The sequence below is a fragment of the Streptomyces pratensis genome (genome assembly GCF_037137275.1).
In the GTDB taxonomy this organism is placed as follows: domain Bacteria; phylum Actinomycetota; class Actinomycetes; order Streptomycetales; family Streptomycetaceae; genus Streptomyces; species Streptomyces pratensis_B.
This window is the reverse complement of sequence record NZ_JBBBEN010000092.1, coordinates 441016-458906: the sequence shown is the minus strand read 5'-3', so window position 1 is coordinate 458906 and position 17891 is coordinate 441016. Positions and strand designations below refer to the sequence as shown.

The 17891-nt window shown below is 73.6% G+C and carries 15 protein-coding genes and 1 riboswitch; of the genes, 11 read left to right on the top strand and 4 right to left on the bottom strand.

What is annotated here, in order from left to right:
- The first annotated feature begins 18 nt into the window (after positions 1-18).
- From V9U70_RS18875 to V9U70_RS18865, 3 genes are all read left to right on the top strand, one after another.
- On the top strand, positions 19-1389 hold the full coding sequence (locus V9U70_RS18875; protein WP_336676866.1) for a M16 family metallopeptidase: 1371 nt from the start codon (positions 19-21) through the stop codon (positions 1387-1389).
- A gap of 217 nt (positions 1390-1606) precedes the next feature.
- Positions 1607-1773: riboswitch (cyclic di-AMP (ydaO/yuaA leader) on the top strand.
- A gap of 13 nt (positions 1774-1786) precedes the next feature.
- Positions 1787-2602 (top strand): M23 family metallopeptidase, encoded by an 816-nt coding sequence (locus V9U70_RS18870; protein WP_336676716.1) that lies wholly within the window; start codon positions 1787-1789, stop codon positions 2600-2602.
- Positions 2603-2824: 222 nt separating this feature from the next.
- Positions 2825-3523, top strand: a complete 699-nt coding sequence (locus V9U70_RS18865; RefSeq protein WP_336676715.1) for a GntR family transcriptional regulator — start codon at positions 2825-2827, stop codon at positions 3521-3523.
- Between the two features lie 234 nt (positions 3524-3757).
- On the opposite strand, the gene V9U70_RS18860 is transcribed toward V9U70_RS18865, so the two are convergent.
- Positions 3758-4039, bottom strand: coding sequence for an HPr family phosphocarrier protein (locus V9U70_RS18860; protein ID WP_336676714.1), 282 nt, complete (start codon positions 4037-4039; stop codon positions 3758-3760).
- A 170-nt stretch (positions 4040-4209) separates the two neighbouring features.
- Here V9U70_RS18860 and V9U70_RS18855 point away from each other — a divergent pair, with 170 nt between their 5' ends.
- The 5 genes from V9U70_RS18855 (at position 4210) to V9U70_RS18835 (ending at position 10918) form a co-directional block, all read left to right on the top strand.
- Positions 4210-7128 (top strand): bifunctional acetate--CoA ligase family protein/GNAT family N-acetyltransferase, encoded by a 2919-nt coding sequence (locus V9U70_RS18855; protein ID WP_336676713.1) that lies wholly within the window; start codon positions 4210-4212, stop codon positions 7126-7128.
- 58 nt (positions 7129-7186) lie between these two features.
- Positions 7187-7780, top strand: coding sequence for a DUF5998 family protein (locus V9U70_RS18850; protein ID WP_336676712.1), 594 nt, complete (start codon positions 7187-7189; stop codon positions 7778-7780).
- The gene (locus V9U70_RS18845; protein ID WP_336676711.1) at positions 7780-8967 is read left to right on the top strand and encodes an alkaline phosphatase family protein; all 1188 of its coding nucleotides are present in this window, start codon (positions 7780-7782) and stop codon (positions 8965-8967) included. Before V9U70_RS18850 ends, V9U70_RS18845 begins: the two co-directional genes overlap by 1 nt.
- 54 nt (positions 8968-9021) lie before the next feature.
- Positions 9022-9672, top strand: coding sequence for a thymidine kinase (locus tag V9U70_RS18840; RefSeq protein ID WP_336676709.1), 651 nt, complete (start codon positions 9022-9024; stop codon positions 9670-9672).
- Between the two features lie 193 nt (positions 9673-9865).
- Complete coding sequence (locus tag V9U70_RS18835; RefSeq protein WP_336676707.1) at positions 9866-10918, top strand: DUF4073 domain-containing protein; 1053 nt, start codon at positions 9866-9868, stop codon at positions 10916-10918.
- A 117-nt stretch (positions 10919-11035) separates the two neighbouring features.
- Here V9U70_RS18835 and V9U70_RS18830 read toward each other — a convergent pair whose 3' ends face one another.
- Entirely contained in the window at positions 11036-11812 is a 777-nt protein-coding gene (locus V9U70_RS18830; RefSeq protein ID WP_336676705.1) for a VOC family protein, read from the bottom strand.
- 237 nt (positions 11813-12049) lie between these two features.
- Here V9U70_RS18830 and V9U70_RS18825 point away from each other — a divergent pair, with 237 nt between their 5' ends.
- Entirely contained in the window at positions 12050-12880 is an 831-nt protein-coding gene (locus V9U70_RS18825) for a sulfurtransferase (RefSeq protein WP_336676703.1), read from the top strand.
- Positions 12881-12955: 75 nt separating this feature from the next.
- Here V9U70_RS18825 and sepH read toward each other — a convergent pair whose 3' ends face one another.
- Positions 12956-14014 (bottom strand): septation protein SepH, encoded by a 1059-nt coding sequence (gene sepH / locus V9U70_RS18820; RefSeq protein WP_336676701.1) that lies wholly within the window; start codon positions 14012-14014, stop codon positions 12956-12958.
- 492 nt (positions 14015-14506) lie between these two features.
- Between sepH and V9U70_RS18815 the strand changes: the two genes are divergently transcribed.
- The gene (locus V9U70_RS18815; protein WP_419723998.1) at positions 14507-15652 is read left to right on the top strand and encodes a hypothetical protein; all 1146 of its coding nucleotides are present in this window, start codon (positions 14507-14509) and stop codon (positions 15650-15652) included.
- A 109-nt stretch (positions 15653-15761) separates the two neighbouring features.
- On the opposite strand, the gene V9U70_RS18810 is transcribed toward V9U70_RS18815, so the two are convergent.
- Positions 15762-17084: a D-arabinono-1,4-lactone oxidase gene (locus V9U70_RS18810; RefSeq protein ID WP_336676698.1), complete on the bottom strand. Its 1323-nt coding sequence runs from the start codon at positions 17082-17084 to the stop codon at positions 15762-15764.
- Positions 17085-17541: 457 nt separating this feature from the next.
- Between V9U70_RS18810 and V9U70_RS18800 the strand changes: the two genes are divergently transcribed.
- Positions 17542-17850: a hypothetical protein gene (locus V9U70_RS18800; protein ID WP_336676696.1), complete on the top strand. Its 309-nt coding sequence runs from the start codon at positions 17542-17544 to the stop codon at positions 17848-17850.
- Positions 17851-17891: the final 41 nt, after the last annotated feature.

The following is a 17891-nucleotide window of genomic DNA, read 5'->3' as shown; positions in this document are numbered from 1 at the left end:
GCCGTGACTGGAGTAGCCATGCAGTACCACCCGCAGCCCACCCCCGGGACGGCCCGCCCCTGGGCCTTTCCGGCGCCTGAGCGGGGCGCCCTGCCCAACGGGCTGACCGTGCTGCGCTGCCACCGCCCCGGCCAGCAGGTCGTCGCGGTGGAGATCTTCCTGCAGGCGCCGTTGGAGGCCGAGCCCGAGGGGCTGGACGGCGTCGCCACGATCATGTCGCGGGCGCTCTCCGAGGGCACGGACAAGCACAGCGCGGAGGAGTTCGCCGCCGAGCTGGAGCGCTGCGGCGCCACCCTCGACGCGCACGCCGACCACCCCGGCGTCCGGGTCTCCCTGGAGGTCCCCGCCTCCCGGCTGGCCAAGGCCCTCGGGCTGGTCGCCGAAGCGCTGCGGGCCCCGGCCTTCTCCGAGAGCGAGATCGAGCGTCTCGTGGGCAACCGGCTGGACGAGATCCCGCACGAGAAGGCCAACCCGTCCCGGCGCGCCGCGAAGCAGCTCTCCAAGGAGCTCTTCCCGGCCACGGCGCGGATGTCCCGTCCGCGCCTGGGCACGGAGGAGACGGTCCGCCGGATCGACGCGGCCGCCGTGCGCGCTTTCTTCGACGCGCATGTCCGCCCCTCCACCGCGACGGCCGTGATCGTCGGCGACCTCACCGACGTCGATCTGGACGCCCTGCTCGCCGACACTCTCGGCGACTGGTCGGGCGACGCGGGCCAGGCCCGCCCGGTGCCGCCGATCACCGCCGACGACACCGGCCGCGTGGTGATCGTGCACCGCCCGAGCGCGGTCCAGACCCAGCTGCTGATCGGCCGCATCGGGGCCGACCGGCACGAGAGCGTGTGGCCCGCGCAGGTGCTCGGCACCTACTGCCTGGGCGGCACGCTCACCTCGCGGCTGGACCGGGTGCTGCGCGAGGAGAAGGGCTACACCTACGGGGTGCGCGCCTTCGCCCAGGTGCTGCGTTCCAGCGGCCCCGACTCGGGCGGCGCGGCCATGCTCGCGATCAGCGGCTCGGTGGACACGGAGTCCACCGGACCGGCGCTGGAGGACCTCTGGAAGGTCCTGCGGACGCTGGCCGCCGAAGGGCTGACCGACGCCGAGCGCGAGACGGCCGTGCAGAACCTGGTGGGCGTGGCCCCGCTGAAGTTCGAGACCGCCGCCTCCGTCGCGAGCACACTGGCCGACCAGGTCGAGCAGCACCTTCCCGACGACTACCAGGCCCACCTCTACGCCCGGCTCGCCGAGACGGGCACGGTGGAGGCGACCGCCGCGGTGGTCAACGCCTTCCCGGTGGACCGCCTGGTCACGGTCCTGGTGGGGGACGCGACACGGATCGAGGAGCCCGTGAGGGCCCTCGGCATCGGAGAGGTGTCCGTCGTCACCGGGTGACGCGGACCCGACGCCTCCGGAGAGGGCCCCGACGAACAGAAGTTCGCCGGGGCCTTCTCTTTTGTGTAGTTGGTGCAATATGCGCACTTTGGTGGCTGAGCTGACGGTATGCCCTGTGGGATGTACGACAAATCCCCCTGCCCGTTTGGTGGAGGGACGCCGTCCCGCTTAGCGTCGGCGAGGCTGTCCGCCACCCGTATGCCGCATCCGCGGCGCCGGGCAGCCATCGCCGAGTCCCCGTCAGGCGCGAGCCTGGGGAGCCGGGGACCCACGCAGTCCCTGGGGTGAATCGGAGCCCCGCGCCACGGCCTGGCGCGGGAATCCGTAGGAGACCTTCCTGCTCCGAACCCGTCAGCTAACCCGGTAGGCGAGAAGGAAGGAAAGGACCAGCCCCTCCATGGCGTTCACCCGTGCCACCGGGAAGCACCGTGCCCCGAGCCGCCTCACGCGCCGCAGCGCCCAGGTCGTCGGCCTCGCGGCCCTGGCCACCACCGGAGTCGTCGGCTCGCTGGCCTCCCCGGCCCTCGCCGCGGACACAGAGGCCGCCCAGGTCGCCGACACCGGCCTGATCCAGGCCGTCGCCCTCGACGCCACCCTCGCCGAGCAGATCGACGCGCAGGCGCACGCCCAGCGGCAGCAGGCCGAGGCGATCGCCGCTGCCAAGGCGGAGGCCGCGGCCGAAGCCAAGGCCAGGGCCGCGAAGGCCAAGGCGAAGGCCGAGGCCGAGCGCAAGGCCGAGGCCCGCGCCAAGGAGGTGCGCGAGGAGAAGGCCCGTGCCGCCCGTGCCGCCGAGCGCGCCCGGCTCAACGCCTTCCATCTTCCGGTCGCCGGGTCCCACGTCACCACCGGTTACCGGTCCGGCGGTTCCCTCTGGTCCTCGGGCAGCCACTCCGGCGTCGACTTCCTCGCCCCCTCCGGCAGTTCCGTCGTCGCGGTGGGCGCCGGCACGGTCGTCGAGGCCGGCTGGGGCGGCGCGTACGGCAACAACATCGTGCTCCGGATGACGGACGGCACGTACACCCAGTACGGCCACCTCTCCTCGATCGGCGTCTCGGTGGGCCAGAGCGTCTCCTCCGGCCAGCAGATCGGCCTCTCCGGCTCCACCGGCAACTCCACCGGCCCGCACCTGCACTTCGAGGTCCGCTCCACCCCCGACTACGGCTCCGACATGGACCCGGTCGGCTATCTGCGCCTGCACGGCCTGAGCGTCTGACCGCACTCGCGCCGCCCCGCTTCCCGAAGGCCCCGGCTTCCGCCGGGGTCTTCGGCGTGCCGGGGCGGCCCGTGCTCCGGCACGATGCCGAACCGTCCGGCCCCGGCCGAAAGACATCCATGAATTCCTGCTCGCCATCGGAAATCCCGACGGATTGTCATAGAGTCAACGGAATGGACGTCGGAGGCCGCGTTTCGCGGAAATCGAGGCGGAGGTTCGGACATGCGCATTCCCGCGCATTCGGTATGCACGGCAATCCGTGATGACATCGTCTCCGGTGTCTACGAGCCGGGCAGTCGTCTCACCGAGGAGCTCGTGGCGCGGCGGTTCGGGGTCTCCCGCGTCCCGGTCCGCGAGGCGCTGCGCACGCTGGAGTCGGAGGGCTTCGTCGTCATCCGCAGACACGCAGGCGCCGCTGTCGCAGAGCCCACGGAGCAGGAGGCGGCCGACCTGCTGGAGGCGCGGACGCTCCTTCAGCCGCTGAGTGCGGAGCGCGCCGCCCGACGGCGTACGGAGGCCCACCTCAGGGTGCTCAGGGGGCTGGTCAGGCTCGGACACGAGCGGGCCCGCCGGGGCGAGGGGGAGGACCTGCGCTCCCTGGGCGGCTGGTTCCACGAGACCCTCGCCCAGGCCTCGGGGAGCCCCGGCCTCATCGCGCTGCTCACCCAGCTCCGGCACAAGATCGCCTGGATGTACACGGTCGAGCAGCCGGCCCGGCCGGCCGACTCCTGGGCCGAACGCGGCGCGATCGTGGACGCCGTGGCGCGCGGTGACGCCGAGCGCGCCAGGGCCCTGGCCCGCTCCCACGCGGAGCGCGCCGCCACGGCCCACCGGCTCCGACGCCCGGAGCGGCGCACCGCGCCGCCGCCCCGGGTGAGCCTTTCGCAACATGGCGTAAACACCGCCGGAGTCCGCCATTAACAACCGCCTTGTAGAAAAGGGACGGGTCGCGGCCGAAGGGGGAATGGCGTGCTGCCCGAATTTCCCATGCTTCCCCATGGAAAAGGGGCGGGCCGATGCGTCGCCCACGGGGGAAAGCGAAAGAGCCGCGGCCCGGTGAAGGGAGCCGCAGCTCTTTCGCATAAAGGGCCCGGGCCGAAGCGGTCGCACGACCGCGGCGCGGGAGCCCGGCCCGGCAGTGCGGGTCCGGGCGGTTCAGACGGTCTCGGGCAGCTCGTCGAGCCCCTCGGCGACCAGCTTGGCCAGCCGGTCCAGCGCGACCTCGGCGTCGTCCGCGTCGGACGCGAGGACGATCTCCTCGCCGCCCTGCGCGCCCAGCCCGAGCACGGCGAGCATGGAGGCGGCGTTCACCGGGTTGCCGTCGGCCTTGGCGATCGTCACCGGGACGCCGGACGCCGTGGCGGCACGGACGAAGATGGAAGCGGGGCGGGCGTGCAGGCCCTCGGCCCAACCGACGTTTACGCGGCGCTCAGCCATGGTTCTGCCCTTCACATATCAACGGTTGTCTAGACCAGTCTCTCATGCAGTGCGTGGTGCTGTGCCCGTCCCCGCCCGGCCCCGTGCCGCGGCCGTCCTCGGCCGGACCTCCTCAGCCTGCCCCGACGCCGACCCCTCCGCGACCGGGGCGTCCGCCGTAGGCTTTGCCCATGCAGCCCACGCCGGAGCAGAGCCCGCACCACGCCTACCCCGATCACTGGGAAGCGGACGTGGTGCTCCGGGACGGCGGCACCGCGCGCATCAGACCCATCACCACGGACGACGCCGAACGGCTGGTCAGCTTCTACGAGCAGGTGTCCGACGAGTCGAAGTACTACCGCTTCTTCGCCCCGTACCCCCGGCTGTCCGACCGGGACGTGCACCGCTTCACCCATCACGACTACGTCGACCGGGTGGGACTGGCCGTCACGATCGGCGGAGAGTTCGTCGGGACCGTCCGCTACGACCGCATCGACGACCGGGGCCGCCCCGCCTCGGCCCCCGCCGACGAGGCAGAGGTCGCCTTCCTCGTCCAGGACGCCCACCAAGGCCGCGGAGTCGCCTCCGCGCTGCTCGAGCACATCGCAGCGGTCGCCCGTGAACGCGGTATCCGGCGCTTCGCGGCGGAGGTGCTCCCCGCCAACAACAAAATGATCAAGGTGTTCCGGGACGCCGGCTACACCCAGCGCCGCAGCTTCGAGGACGGCTCCGTCCACCTCACCCTGGACCTCGAACCCACCGAGAAGTCCCTCGCCGTCCAGCGCGGCCGTGAGCAGCGCGCCGAGGCCCGCTCGGTGCAACGCCTCCTCGCCCCCGGCTCCGTCGCGGTCATCGGCACCGGCCGCACCCCCGGCGGCGTGGGGCGCACGGTCCTGCGCAACCTCCTCGCCTCCGGCTACACCGGCCGCGCGTACGCCGTGAACCGCGCGTTCGACCAGGCCCGCTCCACGCTCGACGGGGTGCCCGCCCACCGCTCGCTCGGCGAGATCGACGAACAGGTCGACCTCGCGGTCATCGCCGTCCCCGCCCACCGGGTCCCCGAGGCCGTCGCCGACTGCGGGGAGCACGGCGTCCAGGGACTCGTCGTCCTCTCCGCCGGATACGCCGAAAGCGGCGCGGAGGGCCGCGAGCTCCAGCGCGAACTGGTCCGCCAGGCCCGCTCGTACGGCATGCGGATCATCGGGCCCAACGCCTTCGGCGTCATCAACACCGCCGAGGCCGTCCGGCTGAACGCCTCCCTCGCCCCCGAGTCGCCCGCCCGCGGCCGGATCGGCCTGTTCACCCAGTCCGGCGCGATCGGCATCGCCCTGCTCTCCGGCCTCCACCGGCGCGGGGCGGGCCTGTCCTCGTTCATCTCGGCGGGCAACCGGGCCGACGTGTCCGGCAACGACTTCCTCCAGTACTCCTTCGAGGACCCGGACACCGACGTCGCCCTGCTCTACCTCGAATCGCTCGGCAACCCCCGCAAGTTCACCCGCCTCGCCCGCCGCACCGCCGCGGTGAAGCCCGTCGTCGTGGTCAAGGGCGCGCGGCACAGCGGCTCCGCCCCGCCCGGCCACGCGGTCCCCGTCAGCCGCATCCCCGACGCCACCGTCTCGGCCCTGATGCGCCAGGCCGGCGTCATCCGGGTCGACACCGTGACCGAGATGGTCGACGCCGGACTCCTCCTGGCCGGCCAGCCGCTCCCGGCCGGCCCCCGGGTCGCGATCCTCGGCAACTCCGAGTCGCTCGGCCTTCTCACTTACGACGCCTGCCTGGCCGAAGGGCTGCGCCCGCGCCCGCCGCGCGACCTCACGACCGCCGCGTCCCCGCAGGACTTCCGGGACGCGCTGGCCGAGGCGCTGGCCGACGGGACGTGCGACGCCGTGATCGTCACCGCCATCCCGTGGGTGGGGGAGAACGGGGAGGCGGAGAGCGGCGACGGCGAGGTGCTGGCCGCCGCCCTGCGCGGAGCCGCGGCCGGCGGGCCGGGCAAGCCGGTGGCCGTCGTCCACGTGGAGATCGGCGGGCTCGCGGAGGCGCTGGCCGCCGCCGCCGGCACCGCAGCCCCGCGCCCCCGCCCCGCGCCGCCCGCCGACGCGGCAGCGGCCGCCGGCGAGGAGGCGGTCCCCCGCCCGGCGACGGCCGCGGAGCCCCGGGCAGCGACCGCGGCCGTCCGGGGAGCGGGGCCGACGCATCCCGGACCTGCTGACGCGGAGCAGCCCGCCGAGCCCGGCCGCATCCCCGCCTACCCCGCAGCCGAACGTGCCGTACGGGCGCTGGCCGAGGCCGTGAAGTACGCCCAGTGGAAGCGTCAGGCGGCCGTTCCCGGAAAGATCCCCGAGTGGCTCGACGCCACCATCGACGAGCCCGGCGCCGCCGCCCTGATCGAGACGCAGCTCACCGACGCCCCCGACCCCCGCGGCCGGCCGCTCACCCACGACGAGGCCCGCGAACTGCTCGGCCGCTACGGCATCGCCGTACGCCCCACCCGGCCCGCCCCGGACGCCGACGCGGCCGTCGCCGCCGCCGACTCGCTCGGCTACCCGGTGGCGCTCAAGACCACCGCGCCTCACCTGCGCCACCGCGCCGACCTGGGAGGGGTCCGGCTCGACCTCGCGGAGGAGGAAGCGCTGCGCCGGGCGTACGGAGAGCTGACCGACCTCCTGGGCACCCCCGCCGAGCTGCTTCCCGTCGTCCAGGCGATGGCCCCGCGCGGCGTCGACACCGTCGTCCGGGCCTCCATCGACGCGGCCGCCGGAGCGGTGCTCTCCTTCGGCCTGGCAGGGGCGCCCTCCGAACTGCTCGGTGACACCGCGCACCGGCTGATTCCGGCCACCGACCGCGACGCCGCCGAGCTGATCCGGTCGATCAGGGCGGCCCCGGTGCTGTTCGGCTGGCGCGGCGCGGCCCCCGTGGACACGGCGGCGCTCGAAGAGCTGCTGCTGCGGCTCTCCCGGCTGGTCGACGACCACCCCGAGGTGGTCTCCGTCGCCCTCGAACCGGTCGTGGTGGCCCCGCAGGGGCTGAGCGTGCTGGGTGCGAGCGTCCGGCTCGCCCCGCCGCCCGCCCGCGGCGACCTCGGTCCCCGCCGTCTCCCGAGCTACTGACCGCCGCTCCCCGCAGGGGCGTCCCCGGCGGGCAGCGGCCCGCCGTAGGATGGTGCTCATGGCAAAGACCGGTACGACGACCCAGGGGCTGCGTGCGGCGATCGAGCGCAGCGGCTATTACCCGGCCCTCGTGGCCGAGGCGGTGGAGGCCGCCGTCGGCGGAGAGCCGGTCGCTTCGTATCTGGTGCATCAGGAGACCACCTTCGACTCCAACGAGGTGCGCCGTCATGTGACGGTCCTCGTCCTGACCGAGCACCGTTTCGTCGTCAGCCACACCGATGAGCAGGCCGCCGACACCAGCTCGCCGACCCCGTCGGCCACCACCTCCACCGAGTCGGTCAAGCTCGACCGGATCTCCTCCGTCGTGGTCAGCCGGGTGGTGGCCAACCCGGAGAAGTACGTACCCGGCTCCCTGCCCCGCGAAGTCGTCCTGACCATCGGCTGGGGCGCGGTCTCCCGCATCGATCTGGAGCCCGCCGCCTGCGGCGATCCCAACTGCGAGGCCGACCACGGTTACACGGGCAGCTCCACCGCCGATGACCTGAGCCTGCGGGTCAGCGAGGCCGGCGACGGCCCCGACGCGGTCCGGCAGACCCTCGCCTTCGCCCAGTCGCTCTCCGAGGCCACGGCCGCCACGGCGTCCGGCCGCTGATGGCCCAGCCCGCCTGGCAGGACCCCGCGCCGCTGCCCCTGGACACCGCGCCCGTGCCCGAGTACGGCGGCGGCTCGCTGGCCGACCTGCTGCCGACGCTCGCCGCCGGCCAGGAGGTACCGGGTTTCTCCGCCGTGATCCCCGAGCTCGCCCCGGCCGACCGCAACTGCGTCTTCCTCATCGACGGCCTCGGCTGGGAGCAGATCACGGCGCACCCCGACGAGGCGCCCTTCCTCCACTCGCTGCTGCCGACCTCGCGCGGCGGCACCGGCCGCCCGATCACCGCCGGCTTCCCCTCCACCACCGCGACCTCGCTCGCCTCTGTCGGCACGGGGCTGCCCCCCGGCGAGCACGGACTGGCCGGTTACACCGCGCTCAACCCGGAGACCGGCGAGCTGATGAACCAGCTCCGCTGGCAGCCGTGGACCCCGCCGAAGGCCTGGCAGCCGTATCCCACCGTTTTCCGGCTCGCGGACGCCGCGGGCGTGCACACCGCACAGGTCTCCGCGCCGACCTTCGAGCGGACCCCCCTCACCAAGGTGGCGCTCAGCGGCGGCTCCTTCCTCGGCCGGCTCTCCGGCGAGGACCGGATGGACGTCGCCGCCCAGCGCCTCGCCGCCGGCGACCGCTCGCTCGTCTACACCTACTACAGCGAGGTCGACGGCAAGGGCCACCGCTTCGGCGTCGACTCGGATGCCTGGCGCGGCCAGCTGATGTACGTCGACGGTCTCGCCCGGCGGCTGGCGGAACAGCTCCCGCCGCGCTCGGCGCTCTACATCACCGCTGACCACGGCATGATCGACATCCCCTTCGACGAGCAGTCCCGGATCGACTTCGACGAGGACTGGGAGCTGCGCGCGGGCGTCTCGCTCCTCGGCGGCGAGGGCCGGGCCCGCCACGTCTACGCCGTCCCCGGCGCACAGGCGGACGTCCTCGCCGTCTGGCGCGAGGTGCTCGGCGAGCAGTTCTGGGTGGCGGGCCGGGACGAGGCCATCGCGGCGGGCTGGTTCGGGCCGCGGATCGACGAGCGGGTGTACGGCCGGATCGGCGACGTGGTCGCCGCGGCTCACGACGACGTGATCATCACCGCCTCCGTCAACGAGCCGAACGAGTCGGCGATGGCAGGCGTACACGGTTCCCTGACCCCCGTGGAACAGCTCGTCCCGCTGCTCGAAGTACGCTCGTAACCGCGTTTCCCCTTCCGGGGAACAAAATCCCCTGTGAAAGGTGCTCGACCCCTCATGCCCGAGTTGGTGTTCTTCTCCGGAACCATGGACTGCGGAAAGAGCACGCTGGCCCTGCAGATCGCCCACAACCGGTCGGCGAGGGGGTTGCAGGGTCTGAACTTCGCCCGGGACGACCGCGCGGGGGAGGGGAAGCTCTCGTCCCGGCTCGGACTGGTGACCGACGCGGTCGAGGCGGTGCAGGGCATGGACCTGTACGCCTATGTCGTCAACCGGGTCACCCAGGGTGGCAGGGTCGACTACGTGATCGTGGACGAGGCGCAGTTCCTGGAGCCGGAGCAGATCGACCAGTTGGCGCGGGTCGTGGACGATCTGGGGCTGGATGTCTTCTCCTTCGGAATCACCACCGACTTCCGCACGGAGCTCTTTCCCGGTTCGCGGCGGCTGATCGAGCTGGCGGACCGCGTGGAGACGTTGCAGGTCCAGGCGATGTGCTGGTGCGGCGCCCGTGCCACGCACAACGCCCGGACGGTGGGCGGTGAGATGGTGCTGGCGGGCGAGCAGGTCGTCGTCGGAGACGTGAGCAGACCCGCTGCGGAGGTCGGCTACGAGGTGCTGTGCCGGCGCCACCACCGTCGCCGCATGACGAGCGGCTCCGCCCACGCCGGAGCGCTCTCGCCGGACGTTCTGCCGGTGGCCTCCGACTGAGGAGCACTGAGGAGCACCGTCCGCCTCGCCGCCCCGGCAGCGCGGGGCTGGGCGGCCCCGGCCGGTCCTCCGTCGGCGGTCCCCGGGCTTTCAGCCCACAGCCACCTCCGCTACGCCGAGAGGCCACCGTGACCGGCGACGCTTCCTGCGTCCGGCCCCGTACAGGGGCCGCGCGACGAAGGGCGTACTCCTGATGGACCGCAGATCGTTCATGTCCACGACGGGCCGTGCCTCACTGCTGGCGGGCGGGGCTCTCACCGCCGGCGCAGTCCTGACGGACCCGTCGGCCACGGCCGCCCCGAAGGACGAGAAGCGCGGCCACGGCCGCGGGGGCAGCACGGTGCGGTTCAACATCGTCAGCGACATCCAGGGCGACCTGACGGACTTCGGCAGGGCCCTCGACGACCTGCACCGGATCAACCCCGGCAGCGCGGGGCTGGGGATCGCCGGCGACATCACGCCCCGCGGCTACGATGCCGAGTACGCGGCCGTCCGTCGCACCCTCAGGCGGCATCCGCACCCCCGCAACCTCGCGTGGGCCATCGGCAACCACGAGTTCTACGTCCCCAAGTACAGCGACCCGGACACCCTCGCCCAGGACACCTGGCCCAACGGCGCCACCGAGGACTCGCTCTTCCGCAGCTTCTACGACTTCGCGGGGCGCAACAAGGTCTACTCCGAGACGTCGTTCGGCGGTGTTCCGGTACTGACCCTCGGGACCGAACGCTACGCGCACTACCACGACGCGACGTTGTGGGACGAGGTGTGGATCAGCGACGCGCAGTTCAGCTGGCTGGACGACCGGCTGGCACACTGGGCGCGACGCCGCAAGCCCGTCATGGTGATGACCCACCATCCCTTGCCCGACACCGTGTCGGGGACCCGCAACAAGCTCTATCGGGGCGACTATCTTCAGCCCGACCGGCTCCTGTCGATCCTCGGCCGTCACAAGGACGTCTTCCTCTTCTCCGGCCACACCCACTGGGATCTCCACCTGTCCGACTGGGCGGTCCGCAGGGTCGTCCCCGGGACCGGGAACCTCGAAGGCTTCACCGTCGTGAACACCGCGGCGATCCAGACCGGTTGGACGGACGACGGAAAGGGCGGCGAGGTCGCGGTGGGCGGCGCCTTCAACCAGGGCCTCCAGGTCGAAGTGGGCCCTCGCACGGTCGTCATCAAGGCCCGCGACTTCACCGCGGGCACCTGGCTCAAGCAGCTCACGGTTCCGCTGCACTCGGCGGCCTGAGGGGGCGGGCGGGGTCCGGGGCCGGGCCGGTCACGGACCGGGGGGGAGGGCAAGCCCTCCCTCCCCGGTCCGGCGGCGGCCGCCGTGCGGGCGGACGGGCGCCCGCCCGGAAAGCCCTCAGCCGCCGGATGACCGGATGACCGTGAACACAGCTCCCTCCGGGTCAGCGAGCGTCGCCAGCCGGCCGTTCGCCCCCTCGCGCGGCGGCTGCAGAACCCGCCCGCCCAGCTCCACCGCCCGCACCGCGGCCGCGTCGGTGTCGGCGACCTCGAAGTACGTCATCCAGTGCGGCCCCCGGTCGCGCGGCAGGGCGTGGCCCACCCCGTGGAGAGCCGCCACCGGCCTGCCCTCCAGCCGCAGGGTCTGGTAGTCGAAGTCGGCCGAGACCACGGCCTCCGTCTCGTAGCCGAAGACCGTCTGGTAGAACTTCCCGACCGTCGACGTCTCCTGGGTCACCAGCTCGTTCCAGACGGGCGTGCCGGGGACGCCCGCCGTCATGGTGCCGATGTGCTCCGTGCCCTGCCAGACGCCGAAGACGGCCCCGCCGGGGTCCGAGGCGATGGCGAGCCGCCCGGCCTCACCCGCGTCCAGCGGACCGACCGCGACCGTTCCGCCACAGGCACGGATCGCCTCCGCCGTCGCATCGGCGTCGTCCGTCGCCAGATAGGTGGTCCAGGCGATGGGGAGGTGCCGGTCGGGCGGCAGCTGCCCGATGCCCGCGACCTCCTTCCCGTGGAGCAGCCCACGGACGTAGGGGCCGAGCTGGTCGGGGCCCGGCTGGAACTCCCAGCCGAACAGGGCTCCGTAGAACTGCTGGGTGGTACTCAGGCCGTGCACGATCAGACTCACCCAGCAAGGTGTTCCGGGCGTGCGCCGAGCGGCAGCCTCGGTCATCGTCGTCTCTCTCCTCGGACCGTTGTGGTGGCCGTACGGGGGAACGGGGCAGGCGCGCCGTCCCGGGTCGGGAAGCGGCGCGCGGGCCCTGTGCAGATGCTCGCACCACCCGGCGCGGGAGATGCTCCGGCCGCGCCGGGCCCACCGGGTTCTCGACGGAGGAGGGCCGTTTCGGCACGGGGCGTTTTCTCTCCGTGCCGTCACGGGTGCCACGGCCTCTGCGCGAGGATGGCCTCCATGAAGCCCATCATCACCGCATCCGCATGTGCGAGCGAGTCGGCGGGGCCACGGCCGCCGGTGCTCCTGGACGTTCGTTGGCAGCTCGGGGGGCCGCACGGCCGCCCGGACTACGAGGCGGGCCATCTGCCCGGCGCGGTCTTCGTCGACCTCGACACGGAGCTGGCAGGCCCGGCGGGCAGCGGCGGCCGCCACCCGCTTCCGGACCCGGAGGACTTCGGAGCCGTGATGCGCCGCGCCGGAGTCGGTCAGGACACCCCCGTGGTGGTGTACGACGGGGGGCAGGGCTGGGCCGCCGCGCGCGCCTGGTGGCTGCTGCGCTGGACGGGGCACCGCGACGTACGGGTCCTGGACGGCGGCCTCGCCGCGTGGGTGGGGGAGCTCTCCACCGAGATCCCGCGTCCCCCCGAGGGCGATTTCCGGCCGAAGCCTGGTGCCCTGCCCACCCTGGACGCGGACGGCGCCGCCGACTTCGCCCGGTCGGGTCTCCTGCTCGACGCACGGGCGGCGGAGCGCTACCGGGGCGATGTGGAACCGATCGACCGCGTCGGCGGCCACATCCCCGGGGCCGTCTCCGCGCCGACCGCGCAGAACGTCGACGAGGACGGACGCTTCCTCCCGGCCGAACGGCTCGCCGCCCGGTTCACCGCGCTGGGGGCCGAGGAGAGCGCCGACGGCGTGGGCGTCTACTGCGGCTCCGGGGTCTCCGGCGCTCACGAGGTGCTGGCCCTGGAGGTCGCGGGCTTCCGCGGCGTCCTGTACCCCGGGTCCTGGTCCGAGTGGTCCGCGGACGAGGGCCGGCCCGTCGCCACCGGGCCGGAACCTCAGTAGCCCCGCCGAGCCGGGGCACGACGACGGAGAGGGGTCCGTACGCGNACCCCTCTCCCGCCGGTCCACATCGTCCGGTCAGTCCTGCTTCTTCCGGCGGGTGCCGAAAACGATCTCGTCCCAGCTCGGCACGGCGGCCCGGCGGCCCGGCCGGACGCCGTCCGCCTCGGCCTGCCGGTCCGTCGTCCCGGTCAGCCGGTCGCGGTGACCGGCCACGGCCCGGGGCATCAACACGTCCGCGTAGGCGGACCCCGCACCGGCCGACGCCGCGGCAGCGGGCGGCTCGTCCGCCTCGGCCTCCTCCACCGCCGGTTCCAGCGCGGGCGGCTCCGGCTGGGTCGGCCGCTCGGGGACCACCATGTCCCCGCGGAAGCTCGGTACCGCCTCCAGCAGGCTGGTCAGCGAGTCCCGCTCACCGGCCGAGGCGCTCACGTACTCCTCGGGCTCGATCGGGGACGGCGCGGGCCGCTCGATCTGCCGGTCGAGGGCACGGTCCAGCGGCCGGTCGCGCGGGAGCCGTGCGATCCGGGGGACGAACGGGAAGCTGGGCTCGGGCGCGGCGACGTCGTCGGTCTCGCCGATCAGCGAGCGGGCCTCGTCGTCCACGGCCTGGACCAGCCGGCGCGGCGGGTCGTACGTCCAGCTCGCGGCGTGCGGTTCGCCCGCGACCCGGTAGACGAGCAGCACTTCCCAGGTGCCGTCGTCACGGCGCCACGAGTCCCACTGGACGGTTTCCTTGTCGGCTCCCCGCAGCAGGAGACGCTCCTGCACCGCCTCGCCGAGCTGGGGGCCGGTGTTCTCGCCGGGACGGCGCACCGGGGTCTTCCGGGCCCGCTCGGCCATGAAGGCGCGCTCGGCCAGCACGGGCCCCTCGAAGCGGCGTACGCGGTCGACGGGGATGCCCGCGAACTGGGCGACCTCCTCCGCGGAGGCGCCGGCCCTTATACGGGCCTGGATGTCGCGGGGCCGGAGGTGACTCTCGACCTCGATCTCGATCTGGCCGAGCCGGGCGCGGTCGTTGCGCACCGCGGCGCGCAGCCGCTCGTCGATCGGAAGCGTGTACTCCGTGCTGTCGGCAGCCTTGAGCACCAGCCGTGTGCCGTCGTTGGAGACGGCCACGACACGCAGTTCGGGCATGGGAACCTCCCGGGTGGTGCCTGCCGACGTCACGTGCGTCGCTGCTTCCGCTAGTCGAGTGTGACCTGCCCGGGTGCAGCCTGCCACAACCTTGCCAAGTTGCCCGGCGTGTCGGGCGCTCGCCCTGGAGCGCCGCCGTGACACGGTTGCCCTTTGCGACCCAAAGTGACCGATTTGGCCGCTCTGTGTAGCGAGCATCCGCGCCCTACCGTGCCGCCGGTTCGAGTGCCGCCGCCGGCCCCCTTCCGTAGCCGCAAACTCCCACGTGGGAGTTTGCCCCAGGGCTCGTCACAGTACTCCATTCGGGCCAGCGGGGTGGACCGGCGCGCCGCCGGACTTCTCGCGAGGCGCGGGGATCGGCTTACCCGTTTACCTGCGAAATGCCCTTGATGGGTGGCGTACTTCACACAATCGCCAGAAATGGAACTATCCCCTTCGCTCATTTGTCCCTTCTCTGTGCAGGGCGGGGCAGATGTCAAGCAGAGGCTGGTAATGGTTCGGAAGCCGGAAAGTGATGCAGAACCGAAGGAAAGGCGCATAGATCTGAGCCTGCCGCAGGTAGCGGGGAGCGCCGTGGCGGCCGTCGCGGCAGCCGTGCTGGCCTCGCAGCTGGGCGTCTACGGCACGATCGCCGGGGCGGGCGTGATGAGCATCGTCGCCACCTGCGGAGGCTCGGTCTTCCAGCACTTCTTCCGCCGCACCGGGGAACAGATCCGCGAGGTGACGGTCCAGGTGACCCACCCGGAGGGCCGCCGGGTGACGGTGCACACCAAGGAGACGGGGCCCGCGCGGCGGACGGGCGGGGCGCCGCGGCCGGAGCCCGGGCAGGCCGACGACGCCACCACAATGCTCCCGGCGGCGGACGCGGAGCGCACACGGCTGATCCGCTCGGTGGCAGACGCCTACGCGACCCCCGGCCCGGACCCCGCGCACTCGGGGCTGACGGCCCCCGCGACCGACCGCACGCAGGCGCTGGACCTCCGCGACGTGCGGACCCGGATGCTCCGCATTCCGAAGGCCGCGGGCCCCGGAGCCGACGCCGACCGCACGCGCCCGCTGCCCGGCGCCGGTGCGGGCCCCGGTCAGGTGGTCACCCACACCGCCTTCACCGGCGGCGTCACGCACGGCACCCGGCTGCGCGGCTGGAAGCGTCCCGCGCTCGCGGCGGGCGCGGTCTTCGCCGTCGCCATGGCCTCGATCACGGCGTTCGAGGCGGTCTCGGACACCCAGCTCGGAGGCGGCCAGGGCACCACGCTCAGCTCCGTCGTACGCGGCGGCGACGCGGACCCCGCGCCGGCGACCCCGGACCCGGCCCCCTCCCAGGACGCCGGACAGGACGGCGGCAGCGGGGAGCTGGAGCAGACCCCCGAGGGCGGGCCCGGTTCCGCGCCCGCCACGGACCCGGACGGCGCCGCCACCCGCGACCCCGCCCCGGACGCCGACGGCGAGACCCCGGGCGTCGGCCCCGCACCGACGCCCTCGCACTCCGGCGGCGGTGAGAGCGCGCAGGCCACCCCCGACCCGACGGACGCGCCGACGCCGGACGACGGCGCGAGCGCGGCTCCCGACGACACCGCCGCGCCCGGCGGCGCCCCCGGGCCCGGCGACCAGGCCCCCCTCGACAGCGGAGCCCGGTGACCCCGTCGGCGCGTTTGGACCGCCGTGGCCGCGGGCCGGCGGAGTGTGCGACCGGCCCCGCCCCCCTCCTGCGGGGGCGGGGCCGATCGGCTGCCCGGGGCCGGCCGGCTCAGTCGCCGAGGACGCGCCGCAGGTAGTCGTTGCCGAACAGCCGGTCCGGGTCCAGCCGGTCGCGGAGCGCGGTGAACTCCCCGAAGCGGGGGTAGACCCCCGCCAGATATCCGGCGTCACGAGTGTGGAGCTTGCCCCAGTGCGGCCGGCCGGCGTGCCCCGTCATGATCCGCTCGACCGCGGTGAAGTACGAGCGGTGGGGCGTTCCCCGGTAGAGGTGGACGGCGATGTACGCGCTGTCGCGGCCGGAGGCCGTGGACAGGGTCATGTCGTCGGCGGGCGCGGTACGCACCTCGACCGGGAAGCTGATCTTCAGCGGTGAGCGCTCGATCATCGCCCTCAGCTCCCGCAGCGCCGCCACGGCCTGCTCGCGCGGAACGGCGTACTCCATCTCCACGAACCGCACCCGGCGCGGGCTGGTGAACACCTTGTACGGGATGTCGGTGTAGGTGCGCGCCGACAGCGCCCGACTGGAGAGCCTGGCGATCGAGGGGATCGCGGCCGGGACCGCGCGGCCCAGCGCGCACGCTGCCCGGAAGACCCCGTTGGACAGCAGCTCGTCGTCGATCCAGCTGCTCATCCTCCTCGGCGGGGCCGCCGGGCCGGCGCTGCGGTTGTTGCGCTTGGTGTTGCAGTTGCCGGTGTGCGGGAACCAGTAGAACTCGAAGTGCTCGTTCTCGGCGACCAGCTGGTCGAACTCCGCGGTGACCCGGTCGAAGGCCATCGGCTCCTCCCGGGCCGTCAGCAGGAAGAGCGGCTCCACGGCGAGGGTGACGGCGGTGATCACCCCGAGGGCGCCCAGCCCGGTCCGGGCCGCCGCGAACACCTCCGGGTTCTCCGCGGCCGAGCAGCGCAGCACCGTGCCGTCCGCGGTGACCAGTTCCAGGGCGCGGATCTGTGCCGACACCGACGCCGAGTCCCGGCCGGTGCCGTGCGTCCCGGTGGAGGTCGCCCCGGCGATCGTCTGCTCCATGATGTCGCCCATGTTCGTGAGCGACAGACCCTCGCGGGCGAGCGCGGTGTTGAGCCGCTTGAGCGGAGTGCCGGCCTCCACCGTCACGGTCATCGCCGTGCGGTCGATGTCCCGGATGCCGGTGAGCAGGTCCGGCCGTATGAGCACCCCGTCGGTGGCGGCAGCCGCCGTGAACGAGTGGCCCGTGCCGACCGGCTTGGCCCGCAGGCCGTCGGCGCTCGCCCGGCGCAGCACCTCCGCCAGTTCGTCCACGGACGCGGGGGACTCGGAGCGGGCCGGCCGGACGGTGACGTTGCCCGCCCAGTTGCGCCATGGGTGCGTCGTCGTCCGTGCGTAGGTGTCGGTCATCTTCCCCGCGCCCTCCCGTCGAGACCGGCCTCGCCGGCCGGCGATACTCCGGGAACGCCAATGTCGCCGCGGCGCTCCCGCCACGGCGGGCTCGCGCACCCCGGCAGCGGTCCGGGCCGCGTCCTCGGTCGGCTCGGTGCTGGGTGCACGCGCTTCGACGAGGCCATGGCGATCGCCGTCATCAGTGCGACGGCGTGGCCCGCGGCGATGAGCGCCACGGCCGACAACGGGAGGTTCCCGGCCAGTTGGAGGGGGATCATACTCACGGCCGCCGCGTGGACACCTGGCAGTCACCCGGTCGTGCCTCCCCCTTGAGGCGCGCCGGCAGAGGTGGGAAGGTGGAGCGGCTCAACCGGTCGTGGGGCTCGTCCCCGCCCACTCCGGCGGGGCGGCGTAGGCGCGCTCGTACGACTGCCGCTCTCGCTCCCCGGGACGCGCGCCGTGGAACACTCCGCGGGTGCCTACCTGGATAACTCCGCGCCGCCTGGGCGCCGCCGCCGTCCTGTACGCCGTCTTCGTGGGCGGCTGGCACCTCGGCCAGCCCCTCCCGCACGTCGGTTGCCCCACCCACGAACCGGTGACCGCGTCCGGGGGCAGGGCGACGCCCGGGGAGCCCGGCGACGTCACCGGCGACTTCGACAGGGTGGCCCGGGACGTCGGACAGCTCGTCACCTACGACATCGTCTCCACCGAGGCAATCGTTCCGTGCGACCCGTACACGCCCCGCCCCCGCCTGGTGGCCTGGGCGACCGGCGACTGGCGCTGACGGACGCGGAGGACAGGAGGGGCGGCACGGCGGAGGCCGGG